Annotated in this window: 14 protein-coding genes; 8 read left to right on the top strand and 6 right to left on the bottom strand. The window is 74.3% G+C overall.

The features are described 5' to 3' along the window. Positions 1 to 474: 474 nt before the first annotated feature. Genes ABZ404_RS38435 through ABZ404_RS38420 form a run of 4 tightly spaced genes read left to right on the top strand, consistent with a single transcriptional unit; the run spans position 475 to position 4,073 of the window. Entirely contained in the window at positions 475 to 1,416 is a 942-nt protein-coding gene (locus tag ABZ404_RS38435) for an ABC transporter ATP-binding protein (protein WP_358837235.1), read from the top strand. Continuing rightward, the gene (locus tag ABZ404_RS38430; protein WP_358837236.1) at positions 1,416 to 2,141 is read left to right on the top strand and encodes an ABC transporter permease; all 726 of its coding nucleotides are present in this window, start codon (positions 1,416 to 1,418) and stop codon (positions 2,139 to 2,141) included. The genes ABZ404_RS38435 and ABZ404_RS38430 overlap by 1 nt, the downstream gene beginning before the upstream one ends. Next, a complete protein-coding gene (locus ABZ404_RS38425; protein WP_358837237.1) occupies positions 2,138 to 3,442 on the top strand; it encodes a histidine kinase in 1,305 nt (434 codons plus the stop codon). The genes ABZ404_RS38430 and ABZ404_RS38425 overlap by 4 nt, the downstream gene beginning before the upstream one ends. A gap of 25 nt (positions 3,443 to 3,467) precedes the next feature. Further along, complete coding sequence (locus tag ABZ404_RS38420; protein WP_358837238.1) at positions 3,468 to 4,073, top strand: response regulator transcription factor; 606 nt, start codon at positions 3,468 to 3,470, stop codon at positions 4,071 to 4,073. Positions 4,074 to 4,134: 61 nt separating this feature from the next. On the opposite strand, the gene ABZ404_RS38415 is transcribed toward ABZ404_RS38420, so the two are convergent. The 3 genes from ABZ404_RS38415 to ABZ404_RS38405 form a co-directional block, all read right to left on the bottom strand. Next, positions 4,135 to 5,562: an MFS transporter gene (locus tag ABZ404_RS38415; protein ID WP_358837239.1), complete on the bottom strand. Its 1,428-nt coding sequence runs from the start codon at positions 5,560 to 5,562 to the stop codon at positions 4,135 to 4,137. A gap of 460 nt (positions 5,563 to 6,022) precedes the next feature. Continuing rightward, the gene (locus ABZ404_RS38410) at positions 6,023 to 7,216 is read right to left on the bottom strand and encodes a Nonspecific lipid-transfer protein (RefSeq protein WP_358836324.1); all 1,194 of its coding nucleotides are present in this window, start codon (positions 7,214 to 7,216) and stop codon (positions 6,023 to 6,025) included. 21 nt (positions 7,217 to 7,237) lie between these two features. After that, positions 7,238 to 9,397, bottom strand: a complete 2,160-nt coding sequence (locus tag ABZ404_RS38405; protein WP_358836323.1) for an acyl-CoA dehydrogenase — start codon at positions 9,395 to 9,397, stop codon at positions 7,238 to 7,240. A 179-nt stretch (positions 9,398 to 9,576) separates the two neighbouring features. Between ABZ404_RS38405 and ABZ404_RS38400 the strand changes: the two genes are divergently transcribed. The 4 genes from ABZ404_RS38400 (at position 9,577) to ABZ404_RS38385 (ending at position 13,407) form a co-directional block, all read left to right on the top strand. After that, a complete protein-coding gene (locus tag ABZ404_RS38400) occupies positions 9,577 to 10,224 on the top strand; it encodes a class I SAM-dependent methyltransferase (RefSeq protein WP_358836322.1) in 648 nt (215 codons plus the stop codon). Positions 10,225 to 10,286: 62 nt separating this feature from the next. After that, the gene (locus tag ABZ404_RS38395; protein ID WP_358836321.1) at positions 10,287 to 11,255 is read left to right on the top strand and encodes an N-acetylmuramoyl-L-alanine amidase; all 969 of its coding nucleotides are present in this window, start codon (positions 10,287 to 10,289) and stop codon (positions 11,253 to 11,255) included. Positions 11,256 to 11,441: 186 nt separating this feature from the next. Then, a complete protein-coding gene (locus ABZ404_RS38390; RefSeq protein ID WP_358836320.1) occupies positions 11,442 to 12,260 on the top strand; it encodes a hypothetical protein in 819 nt (272 codons plus the stop codon). Between the two features lie 124 nt (positions 12,261 to 12,384). Next, positions 12,385 to 13,407, top strand: a complete 1,023-nt coding sequence (locus ABZ404_RS38385; RefSeq protein ID WP_358836319.1) for an LLM class F420-dependent oxidoreductase — start codon at positions 12,385 to 12,387, stop codon at positions 13,405 to 13,407. 75 nt (positions 13,408 to 13,482) lie between these two features. Here ABZ404_RS38385 and ABZ404_RS38380 read toward each other — a convergent pair whose 3' ends face one another. The 3 genes from ABZ404_RS38380 to ABZ404_RS38370 form a co-directional block, all read right to left on the bottom strand. Next, positions 13,483 to 14,049 (bottom strand): hypothetical protein, encoded by a 567-nt coding sequence (locus ABZ404_RS38380; RefSeq protein ID WP_358836318.1) that lies wholly within the window; start codon positions 14,047 to 14,049, stop codon positions 13,483 to 13,485. Positions 14,050 to 14,373: 324 nt separating this feature from the next. Further along, on the bottom strand, positions 14,374 to 15,468 hold the full coding sequence (locus tag ABZ404_RS38375; RefSeq protein WP_358836317.1) for a prenyltransferase: 1,095 nt from the start codon (positions 15,466 to 15,468) through the stop codon (positions 14,374 to 14,376). Then, positions 15,465 to 16,244, bottom strand: a complete 780-nt coding sequence (locus tag ABZ404_RS38370) for a class I SAM-dependent methyltransferase (protein ID WP_358836316.1) — start codon at positions 16,242 to 16,244, stop codon at positions 15,465 to 15,467. The genes ABZ404_RS38375 and ABZ404_RS38370 overlap by 4 nt, the downstream gene beginning before the upstream one ends. Between the last annotated feature and the right edge of the window lie 70 nt (positions 16,245 to 16,314).

Here is a 16,314-nt window from a genome sequence, read left to right as displayed (position 1 = left end):
GGGCGATCGTGGCGCTGGTGCTCGCGGTCCTCGCGGCGGTGGTGGCGGCGTGCCTGGCCCCTGCCCTCTCGGCCCCGGTCACCCCACCCCCCCCCAGGGGCGCGGGGAACTGCGCGAGCAACCACACTCCACCCGCAGACAAACGCCGGACCGAAACGGGGCGCGGGGAACTGCGCGACCAGCCCACCACCGGACCGCAGACAAACGCCGGGCCGAAAGGGGGCGCGGGGAACTGCGCGAGCAACCACCACCCCACCCGCAGACGAACGCCGGGCCAAAAAGGGGCGCGGGGAACTGCGCGGCCAGCCCACCACCGGGCCGCAGACGACCCCCCGGCCCATCAGGGGCGCGGGGAACTGCGCGACCGGCCCACCATCGGGCCGCAGGCAAACCCCGGGCCAGGACATTTGTCCCCCACAACCCCGTACAAGAACATCTCCCACCCGCCCCCGGCGCATCCGTAGCGTCGGCGGTATGACGCAGAGCGCATCCTCAGCACCCCACGAACCACCCCCCGCCATACGCCTCACCCGCGTGGTCAAGGCCTACGGCCACCTCCGTGCCGTCGACGGTATCGATCTCGACATCCGCCGGGGTGAGACCGTCGCCCTGCTCGGGCGCAACGGGGCCGGCAAGTCCACCACGCTCGCCCTCCTGCTCGGGCTCGACGAGCCGGACGCGGGTGAGGTGCGGCTCTTCGGGCGGACGGCAGGGCGCGCGGTGCGGGCGGGGCTCGTGGGGGCGATGCTCCAGGAGGGGCAGCCCATCCCCCGCGTCACCGTCCGCGAGCTCGTCGCCTTCGTCGGCTCGACCTACCCGGAGCCGATGCCGGTCGAGGAGGCCCTCGCGCTCGCCGGGCTCAAGGAGTTCGCCGACCGCCGCGTCGACCGGCTCTCCGGCGGCCAGGCCCAGCGCGTCCGCTTCGCCGTCGCCATCGCCGGGGCGCCCGCGCTGCTGGTCCTGGACGAGCCGACCGCCGCGCTCGACGTCGAGTCGCGCCGCGCGTTCTGGGACGCCATGCGCGCCTACGCGGCCCGGGGCAACACCGTGCTGTTCTCCACCCACTACCTGGAGGAGGCGGACGACAACGCCGACCGGATCGTCATCGTCGACCACGGCCGGATCGTCGCCGACGGCCCCGGCGAGCGGATCAAGCGCGCGGCCGGCGGCAGCCTGGTCTCCTTCGATCTGGCCGGCGCCCCCAGCGCGGGCCTGACCGCGCTCCCGGGCGTCGTCTCGGTCGAGGTCCGCGGCGACCGCGCCCGGCTGCGCACCGACGCCCCGGACGCCGTGGTCGTGGAGCTCGCCCGGCTCGGCGCGGTCCGGGGCCTGGAGGTCGCCCCGGCCGGCCTGGAGGACGCGTTCCTCTCCCTCACCTCCGCCGTCGGCTCCGTCCACGAGAGCGAGACCGTCTGATGCCCGGCTACGTCCTCCTCGAAATCCGCCGCACCTTCCGCGACGCCTCCTTCGTCCTGTTCGGCATCGGGATGCCGGTGCTCATGTATCTGCTCTTCACCAACATCGGCTCGGGGAACGGCGATTCGGCCGACTGGAAGGTCACCTCGATGGTCGGCATGGCCGCGTACGGCGCGCTCGGCGCGTCCCTGAACGCGGGTGGCGCGGTCTGCGCCGACCGGAGCGCGGGCTGGCTGCGCCAGTTGCGGATCACCCCGCTGACCCCGTCCCGGGTGGTGGCGGGCCGCGCGGTCAGCGGCTCCGCGACCGTGCTGCCGGCGGTCCTGGCGGTGCTCGCGGCGGGCGCGCTCGTCAACGGCGTACGGCTGGCCGCCTGGCAGTGGGCGGCGCTCGCGCTGCTGCTGTGGGCCGGGGCACTCCCCTTCACCCTGCTGGGCCTCGGCAACGGCTACCGGCTGAACCCGCAGGCCATGAGTGTGGTCAACGTGGCATGCCTGATGGGGCTGGCGGTGGTCGGCGGACTGTGGTTCCCGCTCTCCTCGTTCCCCCACTGGCTCGCCTCCATCGCCGCGTACAGCCCGGCCCACCGCTTCGGCGACCTCGGCTGGGCGGTCGCGCACGGCTCGGCCCCCGGCGCGGGGACGGCCGCGGTGCTCGGCGGCTGGCTGCTGGCGTTCGGCTCGTACGCCGTGATCTCCTACCGGCGGTCCGCGAGGACGGTGTGAGCACGATGAACGGGGAGAACGAGACGGTGGTACGACTTCTGCCGAAGGGCCCGGTGCGGGCGGTGGCCGACGCGAGGGCGAGGAAGGGCTGCGACCGCGACGCCGACCTTCCCGGCCCCCCGGCCAGCGCCTACACGCTGCTGCCCTGGCTGCTGATGGGCCTGGGCGCGTTCTCCAGCCTCCTCGACGGCACGACCCCCCACCCGTGGATCGGCGGCGCCGGCCTGCTGGCCTTCACCTCCCTCTACGTCGCCGTCTCCTTCCGCGCCTTCGTCAAGGAGAAGCGCGAGAGCCGCGCCACGCTGGGAATCCTGGGCGCGATGGCCGCGATCACCTACGCCCTGAGCCTCTCCTACGGCGGCACCTGGCTGTTCTTCTTCCCGCTGCTCTCGCTGGCCTGCGGCGCGGTGCTGCGCGAGCGGAAGCTGGGTCTCGCGGTCATGGTGCTGGCGAGCTCGGCGGGCGCCATCTCCGGGATGGAGGCCGGCGAGGTGTGGGACAACGTGACCATCGCGTACGGCACGTTCCTGTCCGGCATGGTCACGGCGGCGGTCCTCTCGCTCTCCCAGACCGTGCGCGAACTGCGCGACACCCGCCAGGAGCTGGCCCGTACCGCCGTGGAGAAGGAACGTCTCCGCTTCTCCCGCGACCTGCACGACCTGCTCGGCCACACGCTCTCGGTGATCGTGGTGAAGTCGGAGGCGGCCCGCCGTCTCGCCCCGCGCGACCTGGACGCCGCGCTGGGCCAGGTCGCCGACATCGAGTCGGTCGGCCGCCAGGCGCTCACCGAGATCCGCGAGGCCGTCACCGGCTACCGCGAGGGCAGCCTCGGCACCGAACTGGACCGGGCCCGCTCGGCGCTGCTCGCGGCCGAAGTCGAGCCGGTGGTACGCCTGTCGGGGCCGCCGCTGCCCTCGCAGGTGGAGGCGCTGCTCGGCTGGGTGGTGCGGGAGGCGGTCACCAACGTCGTCCGGCACAGCGGCGCGACCCGCTGCGAGATCGTGGTCGACGGCGCGCCCGAGCGGGTACGGCTGAAGATCACCGACGACGGGCGCGGCGTACCATCCGTACAGCCCGGAGCTCCCGGTCCACGGATCGGCGGCAGGATCGGCGGCACGGGTCTGAAGGGTCTCACCGAACGCCTCGCGGCGGCCGGCGGTTCACTCGGCGCGGGTCCCGGGCCGCGCGGCGGCTTCCAGGTGAGCGCCGAGCTCCCGGTCGACCCGGCCGACGCCGCGCTCGAAGCGGAGCTCGGGCGGGGACAGGGGCCGGGAACAGAACACGGGGCCGCCCGCCGATGACGGCCCGCACGATGGGGAGAACGGCATGATCAGAGTCCTGCTCGCCGAGGACCAGGGCATGATGCGGGGCGCGCTGGCCCTGCTGCTCGGCCTGGAGGAGGACATCGAGGTGGTCGCCCAGGTGTCGGCGGGCGACGCGATCGTGTCCACGGCGCTCACCACCCGCCCCGACGTCGCCCTCCTCGACATCGAACTGCCCGGCCGCAGCGGTCTGGACGCGGCGGCCGACCTGCGCGAGGAGTGCCCCGACTGCCGGGTGCTGATCCTCACCACCTTCGGGCGGCCCGGGTATCTGCGGCGCGCGATGGAGGCGGGCGCGGCGGGGTTCCTGGTGAAGGACGGGCCGGTGGAGGACCTGGCCGAGGCGGTCCGGCGGGTGCTGCGCGGCGAGACGGTGATCGACCCGGCGCTGGCGGCCGCGGCGCTGAGCGCGGGCGCCAACCCGCTGACCGCGCGCGAGCGGGACGTGCTGAACGCGTCGGTGGACGGCGCGACGGTGGCCGACATCGCGGGCAGGCTGCACCTGTCGGAGTCGACGGTGCGCAACTACCTCTCGGCGGCGATCGGCAAGACGAGCACCCGCAACCGCATGGAGGCGGTACGGGCGGCGCGGCAGCAGGGCTGGCTCTGAACCACTGCCACCTCCGCTGCCACCTCCTCGGTGCTCTTTCCTCGGCGCTGTCTCCTCGTCGTCACTTCTTCGGCGCCGTCGTCCTCGGCAGCCACACCAGCGCGACCGCGGTGCTGGCGAGCAGCACGAAGCCGCCGGTGCGGAAGGCGAGCGCGTAGCCGTCGGTGAGCGCTTCGGGCGTCAGGGTGTCGCCGGTACGGGCGGTGGCGACGGTCGACAGGACGGCCAGGCCCAGCGCGCCGCCCATGGTGCGGGAGGTGTTGATGAGACCGGACACCAGCCCCGCCTCGCCGGGTGCGGCGCCGGAGGTGGCGAGCGAGGCGAGCGGGGTGGTGGCCAGGCCCGCGCCGGTCATCATCAGCATGCCGGGCACCAGGATCGCCATCCAGTACGGGTCGTGCGCGTGCATCGTGGACTGCCAGCCGAAACCGGCGGCGGCCATCAGCACACCGATGACGGTGAGGTTGCGGGTCCCGGTCACCGGCATCAGCCGGGGTGCGATCTTGGCGCCGAGGACGATGCTCAACGAGCTGGGAACGAGGGCGAGTCCGGCGCCCAGCGGGGTGTAGCCGAGGACGTTCTGCGCGTACAGGGTCATGAAGTACCAGGTGCAGAAGGTGGCCGAGCCGCAGGCGAACATCACGATGTTGGCGGACGACACCGCCCGGATCCGCAGCAGCCGCAGCGGCATCAGCGGCGCCGCCGCGCGGGCCTCGACGGCGAGGAACGTCCCCAGCAGCGCGAGCCCGCCGAGCAGCGGGGCGAGCGTTTGCGGCGCGGTCCAGCCGGACTGCTCGGTCTGCACGATGCCGTACGCGAGGACGGCGAGCCCGCCGGTGACGGCGACCGCGCCCGGCAGGTCCAGGCGGTTGCGGGTGGCGGCGCGGCTCTCCGTGATCCACAGGGCGGCGCCGGTGAGGACGAGGGCGCCGACGGGCACGTTGATGAGCAGCACCCAGCGCCACGACAGGGTGTCGGTGAGCACCCCGCCGACGAGTCCGCCCGCCGCACCGCCGCCCGCGCCGACCGCCGCCCAGGTGCCTATGGCCCTCGTACGGGCCGCGCCCTCGGGGACGGCGGCGGTCAGGATGGTGAGCGTGGAGGGCGCGAGCACGGCGGCGCCGAGCCCCTGCACGCCCCGGGCGACCAGCAGCTGCCACCCTTCCTGGGCGAGGCCGCCGGCCAGGCTGGCGCCGGTGAACAGGGCGAGGCCGACGAGGAACATGCGCTTGCGTCCGAAGAGGTCCCCGGCGCGGCCGCCCAGGAGCATGAACCCGGCGTACGCGATGGAGTAGGCGTTGACGACCCATTGCAGCCCCGTCGGGCTCATCCCGAGCCCGGTCCGCATCGAGGGGAGGGCCACGTTGACGACGGAGACGTCGAGGACGACGAGGAACTGGCCGGCACAGGCGGCGAGGAGGACGAGCCAGGTGCGGGTGGGGTGGGTGCGGGTGGGTATGGCTGCGGTGTCTGGGGGCGCTTGGACCATGCGGGCCATGGTCGCACGGGGGTGTGTTTCCCCACCCCGCCCCTTCTCGAAAGCCCTCTGGCGGGCGGCCTGTTGCGGCTCCGGCCGCAGCCCCTTGCATAGCCGGCGGGCACCCGCGGGCCGGTGGGGGCTGGTCGCGCAGTTCCCCGCGCCCCTGACCGGCCCGGTGGGCACCCGCGGGCCGTAGGTGGCTGAGCGCGCAGTTCCCCGCGCCCCTGACCACCCAGGGGCGCGGGGAACTGCGCGAGCAACCCGGCACGGTCCGCAGGCGAAAGGGGACAGGCCTCTGGGGAGCCGCGCATGCGAAAGGGGGGGGGGAAGCCTCTGGAAAACCGCGCCGGTGAAAGGGGACAGGCCCTTGGGGAACCCCGCCGGCGAAAGGGGGGACAGGCCCCACGGGGTACCGCGTCTGCGGCCCCCCACGGTCCGTGGGTGGAGGGGGACGGGGTCGGGGTAGGACCTACCGCGGGCTGCGCAGCAGCGTCACCACCGCTGCCCCGCCCAGCCCCACGTTGTGCGCCAGCCCCACCGTCGCGCCCTGCACCTGCCGGGCCCCCGCCTCGCCCCGCAGCTGGGTCACCAGCTCCCCCACCTGCGCCAGCCCCGTCGCGCCCAGCGGGTGCCCCTTGGAGATCAGGCCGCCGGAGGGGTTCACCACCCACCGGCCGCCGTACGTCGTCGCCCCGGACTCCACCAGCTTCCCGGACTCCCCCTCCCCGCACATCCCCAGCGCCTCGTACGTCAGCAGCTCGTTGATGGAGAAGCAGTCGTGCAGCTCGACGACGTCGACGTCCTCGATGCCGAGTCCGGCGCGTTCGTACACCGCCGACGCCGCCGCCCGCGACATCCCCGCCCCGACCACGTCGATGCACCGGCCGGACGCGAAGGACTCCTCGGTGTCCGTCGCCATCGCCTGCGCGACGATCTCCACCGCCCGCTCCTCCAGGCCGTGTTCCGCCGCGAACCGCTCGGAGACGACGACGGCCGCCGCCGCCCCGTCCGAGGTGGGCGAGCACTGGAGCCGTGTCAGCGGCCGGTGGACCGGCGGCGAGGCGAGCACCTGCGCCACCGAGTACTCCACCTGGAACTGGGCGTGCGGATTGTGCACCGAGTGCCGGTGGTTCTTGGCGCCGACCGCCGCCAGCTGCGCCTCGGTCGTCCCGTACAGCTCCATGTGCTCGCGCGCCGCGTTGCCGAAGATCTGCGCCGTCGGCGGGGTCGCCTCGAAGCCGTGGGCGGCGGCCATCACGCCGTAGTGGCGGGCGACCGGGGACGTGGCGAAGTCGCCGCCGTCCGCCCCGCCGCCCAGCGCGCCGCGCTTCATCTTCTCGAAGCCCAGCGCCAGTACGCACGCGCTCACCCCGCCCTCCACCAGCTGCCGCGCCAGCATCAGCGCGCTCGACCCGGTGGCGCAGTTGTTGTTGACGTTGTGGACGGGGACACCGGTGAGCCCCAGTTCGTACGCCGCCCGCTGGCCCGCCGTCGACGGCTGGAAGCAGTAGCCCGCCAGGACCTGCTCCACCTGCCCGTATCCGATCCCGGCGTCCGCGAGCGCGGCCGTCCCCGCCTCGCGTGCCATGTCCCAGTACCGCCACTCCCGCGTCTCGGGCTTCACGAAGTCCGTCGTCCCGATCCCGGCCACCAAGCTCTTCACGTACCCGCTCCTTCGGTTCGTTCAGTCTCGTGGCAGGCCGAGGATCCGCTCGGCCACGACGTTGAGCTGGACCTGCGTGGTGCCGCCCGCGATGGTCAGGCAGCGGGACATCAGGAAGCCGTGGACGGCCTGCCCCGCCGGGCCCTCGGCCGTCGCGCCCGCGGGTCCCAGCAGTTCCAGGGCGAGGTCGGCCACCTTCTGCTGGTGGAGCGTCTGGACGAGCTTGCGCACGCTCGCCCCGGCGCCGGGCTCCAGGCCGGACACCTGGAGCAGGGTGGTGCGCAGCCCGAGGCAGGCGAGCGCGTGCGCCTCGGCGGCCAGGGCGCCGATCCGGGCGCGGTGGGCGCCGTCGAGTCCGTCCGCGCGGGCGAGCAGCGCCTCCAGACCGGTGTCGAAGGTCAGCTGGTCGGCCATGTGGACGCGTTCGTTGCCGAGGGTGTTGCGGGCGACCCGCCAGCCGTCGCCCGGCTCGCCGACGACCGCGTCCGGCGGCAGGAGGGCCCCGTCGAAGTACACCTCGTTGAAGAGCGCGTCGCCGGTGATCTCCCGCAGGGGCCGGACGTCGATCCCGGGGGTGTTCCTCATGTCGACGAGGAAGTACGTCAGGCCCTGGTGCTTGGGGGCTTCCGGGTCGGTCCGGGCGAGCAGGATCCCGTGGTCCGCCCACTGGGCCGCGCTCGTCCACACCTTCTGGCCGGTGACGCGCCAGCCGTCCCCGGTGCGTTCCGCCCGGGTGCGCAGGCTCGCGAGGTCCGAGCCGGCCTCGGGCTCCGAGAACAGCTGGCACCACAGCAGGTCCCCGCGCAGGGTCGGCGGCAGGAAGCGCTCCTGCTGCTCCTTCGTGCCGTACGCGAGGAGCGACGGCACCACCCAGGTGCCGATCCCCAGCTCGGCGACCTTCACCCCGGCCGCGCGGAGCTCCTCCTGGACGACGAGCTGTCGCACGGGCCCGGCGCCCAGGCCGTACGGCGGCGGCAGGTGCGGCGCGGCGTATCCGGTGGGGGCGAGGGCGCGCCGGGCGGACGCGGGGTCGAGGCCGCGTACGGACTCGGCGGCCTCGCGCGCCGGGCCGCGGAACTCCTCGGCCTCCTCGGGGAGTTCGAGGCGCAGTTCACGGCGGGCCCCGGCCCCGGCGAGCCGGACGGCCCGTTGGCGGTGGGTGTCGCCCGGGCCGAGGAGCTGGCGGGCCACCAGGGCGCGGCGCAGATGGAGGTGGGCGTCGTGCTCCCAGGTGAAGCCGGTGCCGCCGAGGATCTGGACGCAGTCCTGGGCGCAGGTGAGGACCGCGTCCAGGGCCGTGGCCGCCGCCAGGGACGCCACCAGGCCGCGCACCTCGGCCCGTTCCGTCCCGGCCGCCCGCGCCGCGTCCCACACCAGGGCCCGCGCCTGCTCGGTGCGGAGCAGCATGTCGGCGCAGAGGTGCTTGACCGCCTGGAACCGGCCGATGGGCTGCCCGAACTGCTCACGCGTCCTGGCGTGGGCGACCGCCGTCCGAAGTGCCCAGGCGGCGGTGCCGCAGGCCTCGGCGGCGAAGAGGACGGCCGCCAGGTCGTGGACGAGCGCGGGGTCCACGGTGAGCGCCCGCTCGCGAGGGACGGCGAGGCCGCGGGCGGTGACCTGGGCGGTGGGGCGGGTGGGGTCGGCGCCGGTGTGCGCCCGGATGTCCAGGTCCCCCGCGTCCACCGCCAGCCACACCACCTCCTCGCCCGCCCGCGCCGCCAGGACCAGCAGATCGGCCTGGGCTCCGGCGAGGACGGGCGGCGCGGCCCCGTCGAGCGTCCAGCCGTGCGGGTCCGGTACGGCGGTGAGGCCGCCGGGGCCGAGCGCCACGGCCGCCGTCCGCGCCCCGGTCGCGACCGCCTCCACCGCCTGGGCGTGCCCGGCCCGTTCCAGTACCGCCGCGGCGAGCACGCTGGGCAGGTAGGGGCCCGGCAGCGCGGCCCGGCCCGCCTCCTCCAGCACCACGGCGAGCTCCACCAGACCCCCGCCGCCGTACCGCTCGCCCAGGTGGATTCCGAGCAGGCCCTGGGCGGCCAGCGCGTCCCAGTAGGGCGGCCGGGCGGCGGGGGCGCCGTCCGCGTCGAGAAGTTCTCGCACCGCCTCGGGCGGCACCGCCCGCGCGAGGCCGCCCCGTACCGCGTCGGCGAGCGCGCGCTGTTCCCGGGTGATCCCGATGCCCATCCGCACTCCCCCGCCGTGGCCGCCGCTGGAACGGCGACAGAGTAGAACACGTTCCATTCTGACGGAAGGTCAGATCGAGGACGGGATCGGCCGGGGATTAGGATGTGGCGCCCGGCAGCGCGAGCACCGGCCGCCGCATCCCGTACCAAGCCCCGCGCCCGACCCCCAGGAGCCCTGCCATGGCGACACCCGAGCCGGAGATCCTCGCCGCCTTCGAGGCCGCGAAGGGGTTCATGCCCGTACGCGAGGGGCTCGCCCTCTACGAGGCAGCCGTCCGGGCGGGCGCGCTGGGCCTGCCGCTCCTGGAGGTCGGCACCTACTGCGGCCGCTCCACCCTGCTGCTCGCGGACGCCGCCCGCGCCACCGGGACCGTCGCCGTCACCGTCGACCACCACCGGGGCAGCGAGGAGCAGCAGCCGGGCTGGGAGTACCACGACCCGTCCGTGGTCGACCCGGAGGTCGGCCTGATGGACACCCTGCCCACCTTCCGCCGCACCCTGCACCGGGCGGGCCTCGAAGAGCACGTGATCGCGGTCGTCGGGCGCTCGCCGCAGGTGGCGCGGGCCTGGGGCGGCCGGGTGGGGCTCGTCTTCATCGACGGCGGCCACACCGACGAGCACGCCACCGGGGACTACGAGGGGTGGGTCCCGCACCTCGCCGAGGGCGGCCTCCTGGTGATCCACGACGTCTTCCCCGACCCGGTCGATGAGTTCACCGGCCAGGCCCCGTACCGCGTCTATCTGCGGGCCCTGGCCTCCGGAGCGTTCAGCGAGGTCTCGGCCACCGACTCGCTGCGCGTCCTGCGCCGTACCGGCGCCGGGGTGTGACAGGACCGACACCCCGTAAGCCGGAGCCACCGGATCCACCGGACAGGCCCTAGCATCACTGCGTGTCGTACGACAGCGAGTCCCCCACCCCGCCCCGGCGCCGGCTGCGCGGCAACCTCGTCATCGTGACCGCCGCGCTGGTCCCGACCGTCCTGGCCGGCTGGCTGGTGTGGCAGGCCATGGACGGTTCCGGCAGCCACGACGACAAGCCGCCGAAGGTGCTGCCGCTGCCCAGCGCGCCCGCCGCCCGGCCCTCGGGGAACGGGGGCGCCGAGCCGCCGGCCGCGACCGTGCCCGCCACCCCTTCACCCTCGGCGCCGGCCTCCTCCCCGTCCTCCCAGGCGTCCCGGCCCACCGGACCGCTCGCGGGGCGGGTCGTGGTGATCGACCCGGGGCACAACCCCGGCAACTTCCAGCACGCCGCCGAGATCAACCGCCAGGTCGACATCGGGACGAACAAGAAGGAGTGCGACACCACCGGCACCGACACCAGGGGCGGGTACACCGAGGCCGCGTTCACCCTGGACGTCTCGCACCGGCTGCGGGCGCTGCTGGAGAAGCAGGGCGCGACCGTCACCTTCACCCAGGACGGCGACCGGCCGTTCGGCCCGTGCGTGGACGAGCGCGCGGCGATCGGCAACCGGGCCAGGGCCGACGCGGTCGTCTCGGTGCACGCCGACGGCTCGGCGCAGGGCAACCACGGGTTCCACGTGATCCTGCCCGCGCTGGTGAACGCCGGGAAGGCGAACACCGCCCCGATCGTGGGCCCCTCGCGTGAGCTGGGTGTGAGGATCGCGGGGAAGTTCGTGCACGCCACCAGCATGCCGCCCTCCAACTACGTGGGCGACGGCACCGGGTTGGACGTCCGCAAGGATCTCGGCGGGCTCAACCTGTCCACCGTGCCGAAGGTGTTCATCGAGTGCGGGAACATGCGGGATTCCGGGGACGCGGCCCTGCTGGGAGACGCGGGCTGGCGTCAGCGGGCGGCCCAGGGGATCGCGGACGGGATCGGCGACTTCCTGGCGAAGTGAGGGGCGGGCCGACGGGAGCGGTCGGCTGCGGGTCGGTCACGGTCTGAGCACCGAGGGGACTTCCCACCCGGTCAGACGATAGATTCTCCTCCGGGTGGGGAACCACCCCCGTGCTTCGCGCCGTGTGCACGTACACCGGCGGCAGCGATGACCGCCCCGACGAGACGACCCAAAAAGGACTATTACGTGAACATCCGCTCCCTCACGCGAGGCGACGGCGTGGTGATCGGAGCAGCGGTGGTGCTGTTCATCGCCTCGTTCCTCGATCTCTACTCGGTCGACAACGCTTGCGTCGGCACCATCTGCTCCCACGCCAACGTTCCGAACGCGTGGGACGCGCTGGGTCTGCTGATGAGCATGTTCCTCGCCGGCATCATCGGCGCGGTCCTGATCGTCGTGGCCCGCTCGCTGCCGCAGCCGCGGAAGTTCGCCGGGATGGACCTGGGCCAGTTCGGCACCGCCTTCACGATCTTCTCGGCGTGGACGGCGTTCTGGACCATCATCGACATGGACAGCGCCGGCGCCGGCATGATCCTCGGCCTCATCGCCGCGCTGGTGCTCGCCGCGGGCGCCGTGGCCGGCCCGATGGTCGCCGCGCTCAAGGCCCCGCTGATGGGCAACCCGAGCCCGGCCGTGGCCCCGTACGGCGCCCAGCCCTACGGCAACCAGCCCGCCGGTGGCTACGGCTACCCCGGCGCCCCGCAGCCCCAGCCGTTCGCGCCCCAGGGCGCCGACCAGAGCCAGGGCGGCCAGACCCCGGCGCCCGCCGCGGCCCAGCAGCAGCCCGCCGCCGGCGGCCCGGCCGGGGACTTCGCCCCGTTCTGGTTCGCCGTCCCGGTGGCCCGCCAGCTGTACCCGGAGGACGGCTCGGCCACCCCGATCGCCGAGCTCGCGCCCGGCACCTGGTACCTCGCGGTGGAGCAGCGCGGCGCGGCCCTGGTCGCGCAGACGCAGGACGGCCGCCGCGGCGTCCTCCAGGACACCACGGGCATCCAGCGCGGCTGACCCCGCGCCCCGGCCCCGGCCGGAGTCCGTACCGCCGAGAACGGCCCCCCACCCCTTCCGGGGCGGGGGGCCGTTCCCGTACGCTCCTCTGACGATCCGTCAGATACGGGCAGGGGGCGGCGGTATGCGGCTCGGACTCGCACTCGGCTACTGGGGCCGCGGCCCCGACCCCGGACACGTGCGGCTCGCCCAGGAGGCGGAACGCCTCGGGTACACCTCGGTGTGGACGGCCGAGGCCTGGGGGTCGGACGCCTTCACCCCGCTCACCTGGATCGCCGCCCACACCTCGCGGATCCGCCTCGGCACGGCCGTCGCGCAGATGGCGGCCCGCACCCCCACCGCGACCGCGATGCACGCGCTGACCCTGGACCACCTCTCCGGCGGCCGGATGATGCTGGGCCTCGGGCTCTCGGGGCCGCAGGTGGTGGAGGGCTGGTACGGACGGCCGTTCCCCTCCAGCCCGCTGACCGCGACCCGGGAGTACGTGGAGGTGATCCGGCGGGTGCTGCGGCGCGCGGCGCCGGTGGAGCTGGACGGCCGCTTCCACCCGCACCCGTACCGGGGCGCTGACGGCACCGGTCTCGGCAGGCCGCTGAAGCCGATCACGCATCCGCTCCGGGCGGACCTGCCGGTGCTGCTCGGCGCCGAGGGCCCCAAGAACATCGCCCAGACCACCCGGATCGCGGACGGCTGGCTGCCGCTGTACTGGTCGCCGACCCGCCTGGACGCGTACCGGACCCCGCTCGCCGGGGCGCCCGAGGGCTTCACCGTCGCCCCCATGGTCCGCGCGCACGTCTGCGACGACGTCGCCGAGGGGCTGCTGCCGGTGAAGGCGATGCTCGGCTTCTACATCGGCGGCATGGGGCACGCGGCCCGCAACTTCCACGCCGACCTGATGGCGCGGATGGGGTACGAGGCCGAGGCCCGCCGGATCCAGGCGCTGTTCGCCGAGGGCCGCCGCGAGGAGGCGGTGGGGGCGGTGCCGGACGCCTTCGCGGACGAGATCTCGCTGGTCGGGCCGCGCGAGCGGATCGCGGAGCGGCTGGCGGCGTGGCGGACGGGGCCGGTGACGGACCTCCTCGTCATGTCACCGGACCCGACGACCCTGCGCGTCCTGGCGGAGCTGAACGGGACGCCGGACGGCTGACCGGGTGCGGGGCGGGACGCACGACGGTTTGGCCGTCGCCGTGCCCCTCGCCGCCCCGGCCGTCCGTGGCCGAGGTCAGCCGCCGCTGAGCTGCGAGGCCGACGGCACCTGGTCCTTGACCTCCGCGCCGGCGCTCTTGCCCGCGCCCTTCACCCCGTTGATGACGTTCTCGAACATCCCGACGTCCGCGTCGGTGGCGTCGCCCTTGCGGAGCTTGCCGCCGAGGCCCTTGAGGGACTCGATGCCGGAGGTGAGCGGGGCGACGGCCTTGGAGAGGAGGGGGTCGCCCTTGGCGTTGTTCACGGCCGCCTTCAGCCGGTTGTACGTGAAGGCTCCGGCGAGGCCCGCCTTCACCAGGGCGAACGTCCGGCCCTTGGCGCCCTTCTTGAACTTGCCCGCCTTGTACGGCTTCACGATCCACTGGTAGGCGGCGCCCGCCGCGAGGCCCGCGTTGGCGACGAAGCGCGTCTTGGCGAGCTTCTGCTTCTCGAAGGTGCTGGACGGGGAGGCGCCGGCCTCCGCCGCGGTCAGGCTGTTGCGGGCGCTCTTGGATTCGCCTCCGCAGGCGGTCGTCGACACCAGGAGGGCGGTGGAGAGGACGACCGCCGCGAGTATGCGGCGGAGCGGGAGCGTACTGGGCACGGTGACCTCCGGGGACGGGTGTGTCTCCCCGGCAGCGTCACCCACCCGGCGGCACCGGGCCACCCGGATGGGCCATTCGAGTCCGGGGCGCCGCAGGGGGTTCTCCCCCCGATGTTCGTCTGCGGGCCGTTGTGGCTGAGCGCGCAGTTCCCCGCGCCCCTAACTGCCTAGGGGCGCGGGGAACCGCGCGAGCAACCCACCACGGTCCGCAGCCGAAAACGGGGTTGGGGGCGCGGGGAACCGCGCGAGCGGCCACCCGCCGCCCGCGGGGGAAACGAGGCCCGACCACCCGCCCACCCCCGGAGGGCCCCCGCCCCCGGCGGTTCAGGAAACGGGCGGGGCCGGGGACGCGCAGCACTGCGGGGGCAGGCCGCGCGGGAGGCGGTCGCCGGAGAACACCGCCGTCGTCGCCTCGTCACCCCCCAGCGCCGCCACCGCCAACAGCAGCGACCCCGCCGTCCACGTCGTGAGCTCCTCCGGCCACACCGCCCGGTTGCCCTCGAAGACGTACCCCGTCCAGTACAGGCCGTCCCCGGCCCGCAGGTGCTGGATGGACTGGAGGATCTCCAGGGCGCGGTCGGACTCGCCCACCACCCACAGCGCGAGCGCCAGCTCGCAGCTCTCGCCGCCCGTCACCCACGGGTTCGGCAGCACGCAGCGCACCCCGAGCCCGGGCACCACGAAGTCGTCCCAGCGCGCCTGGATGCGCTTCTTCGCCTCCGTGCCGCTCACCGCGCCCCCGAGCACGGGGTAGTACCAGTCCATCGAGTAGCGCGACTTGTCGAGGAAGCGTTCGGGGTGGCGGGCCACCGCGTGCGCGAGCGCGCCCGTGGCCAGCTCCCAGTCCGGCTGCGGCTCCTCCCGCTGCTCCGCGATCGCCAGCGCGCACCGCAGCGCCTGGTGGATCGAGGAGCTGCCGGTGAGCAGCGCGTCGGTGACGGGCGAGCCGTCCTCCTCGCGCTTCCAGCCGATCTGCCCGCCCGGCTGCTGGAGCCTCAGCACGAACTCCACGGCCGCGTACACCACCGGCCACATGCGGTCGAGGAAGGTGTCGTCGCCGGTGGCGAGGTAGTGGTGCCAGACCCCCACCGCCACGTACGCGACGAAGTTGGTCTCCCGGCCCCGGTCGGTGACCTGCGCGAAGTCCCCGTCGTGGTAGGCCGCGTACCAGGACCCGTCGTCGTTCTGGTGCCGCGCGAGCCACTCGTAGGCGCGTCCCGCCGCCTCGTGCTCGCCGGCCGCGTCCAGGGCCATCGCGGCCTCGGTGTGGTCCCAGGGGTCCAGATGGTGCCCGCGGAACCACGGTATGGCGCCGTCCTCGCGCTGCACGGCCAGGATGCCGGCCACGGTCGCGGTGGCCTGCGCGGCGGTGAGCACCCCCGGCAGGACCAGGTGTTCGGTCCGCTCCGGTGAGGTCACTGGGCGCCGGCCTTGCCGGTCGGGGCGAGCGGGGCCGCGGCGTCCAGCGGGGCGAGGTGCGGCTTCGTCGCGTACGCCACGAAGCTCTTGCCCACGACCGGGTTGAGCGCCTGCTCCGCCAGCCGCGTGACCAGCGGCTTCTTCATGATGTCCCAGACGAGCAGCTTGTGGTACGCCCGCACCGGCAGCGCTGCGTCCTTGCCGTCCCTGCCCACCCCGAACGCGCACTTGAGCCACCAGTACGGCGAGTGCAGCGCGTGCGCGTGGTGCGTGCCGTACGGCTTCAGGCCCGCCTCGCGCATCTTGCCGAGCAGTTCGTCGGCCTTGTAGATGCGGATGTGGCCGCCCTCGACCTCGTGGTACGCGTCGGAGAGCGCCCAGCAGACCTTCTCCGGCCCGTAGCGCGGCACGGTGACCGCGATCCGGCCGCCCGGCCTGAGGACGCGGACCATCTCGGCGAGCACGCCCTTGTCGTCCGGGATGTGCTCCATGACCTCGGAGATGATCACGACGTCGAAGGAGGCGTCGGGGAAGGGCAGGTTGAGCGCGTCGCCCTCCATCGCGGTGGCGGTCGCCCCCTCGGGCGCCTCACCCGCCTCCTTCATCGCCGCGAACCACTTGGCGACCTCGCGGATCTCCTCGCCGTTCTGGTCCAGCGCCACGACCCGCGCGCCGCGCCGGTAGCACTCGAAGGCGTGGCGGCCCGCGCCGCAGCCCAGGTCGAGCACGCGGTCGCCCGGGGCGAGCGGGAAGCGGGAGAAGTCGACGGTCAGCACGGGGTCTGCCCTTTCGGATGGAGAGCTGCGGGGGCCGCGGAGCGGCCGGGGGGTGGGGGCGCGGAGCGGC

Source organism: Streptomyces sp. NPDC005878 (genome assembly GCF_040629815.1).
Classification (GTDB): domain Bacteria; phylum Actinomycetota; class Actinomycetes; order Streptomycetales; family Streptomycetaceae; genus Streptomyces.
Note: the sequence above shows the minus strand (reverse complement) of the source record. Positions and strands in the feature narration are given on the sequence as shown.

Coding starts and splice junctions, on each gene's coding strand:
- ABZ404_RS38420 (WP_358837238.1), top strand. CDS start 3,468: ATGATCAGAGTCCTGCTCGCCGAGGACCAGGGCATGATGCGGGGCGCG.
- ABZ404_RS38405 (WP_358836323.1), bottom strand. CDS start 9,397: ATGGGCATCGGGATCACCCGGGAACAGCGCGCGCTCGCCGACGCGGTA.
- ABZ404_RS38415 (WP_358837239.1), bottom strand. CDS start 5,562: ATGGTCCAAGCGCCCCCAGACACCGCAGCCATACCCACCCGCACCCAC.
- ABZ404_RS38385 (WP_358836319.1), top strand. CDS start 12,385: ATGCGGCTCGGACTCGCACTCGGCTACTGGGGCCGCGGCCCCGACCCC.
- ABZ404_RS38400 (WP_358836322.1), top strand. CDS start 9,577: ATGGCGACACCCGAGCCGGAGATCCTCGCCGCCTTCGAGGCCGCGAAG.
- ABZ404_RS38430 (WP_358837236.1), top strand. CDS start 1,416: ATGCCCGGCTACGTCCTCCTCGAAATCCGCCGCACCTTCCGCGACGCC.
- ABZ404_RS38435 (WP_358837235.1), top strand. CDS start 475: ATGACGCAGAGCGCATCCTCAGCACCCCACGAACCACCCCCCGCCATA.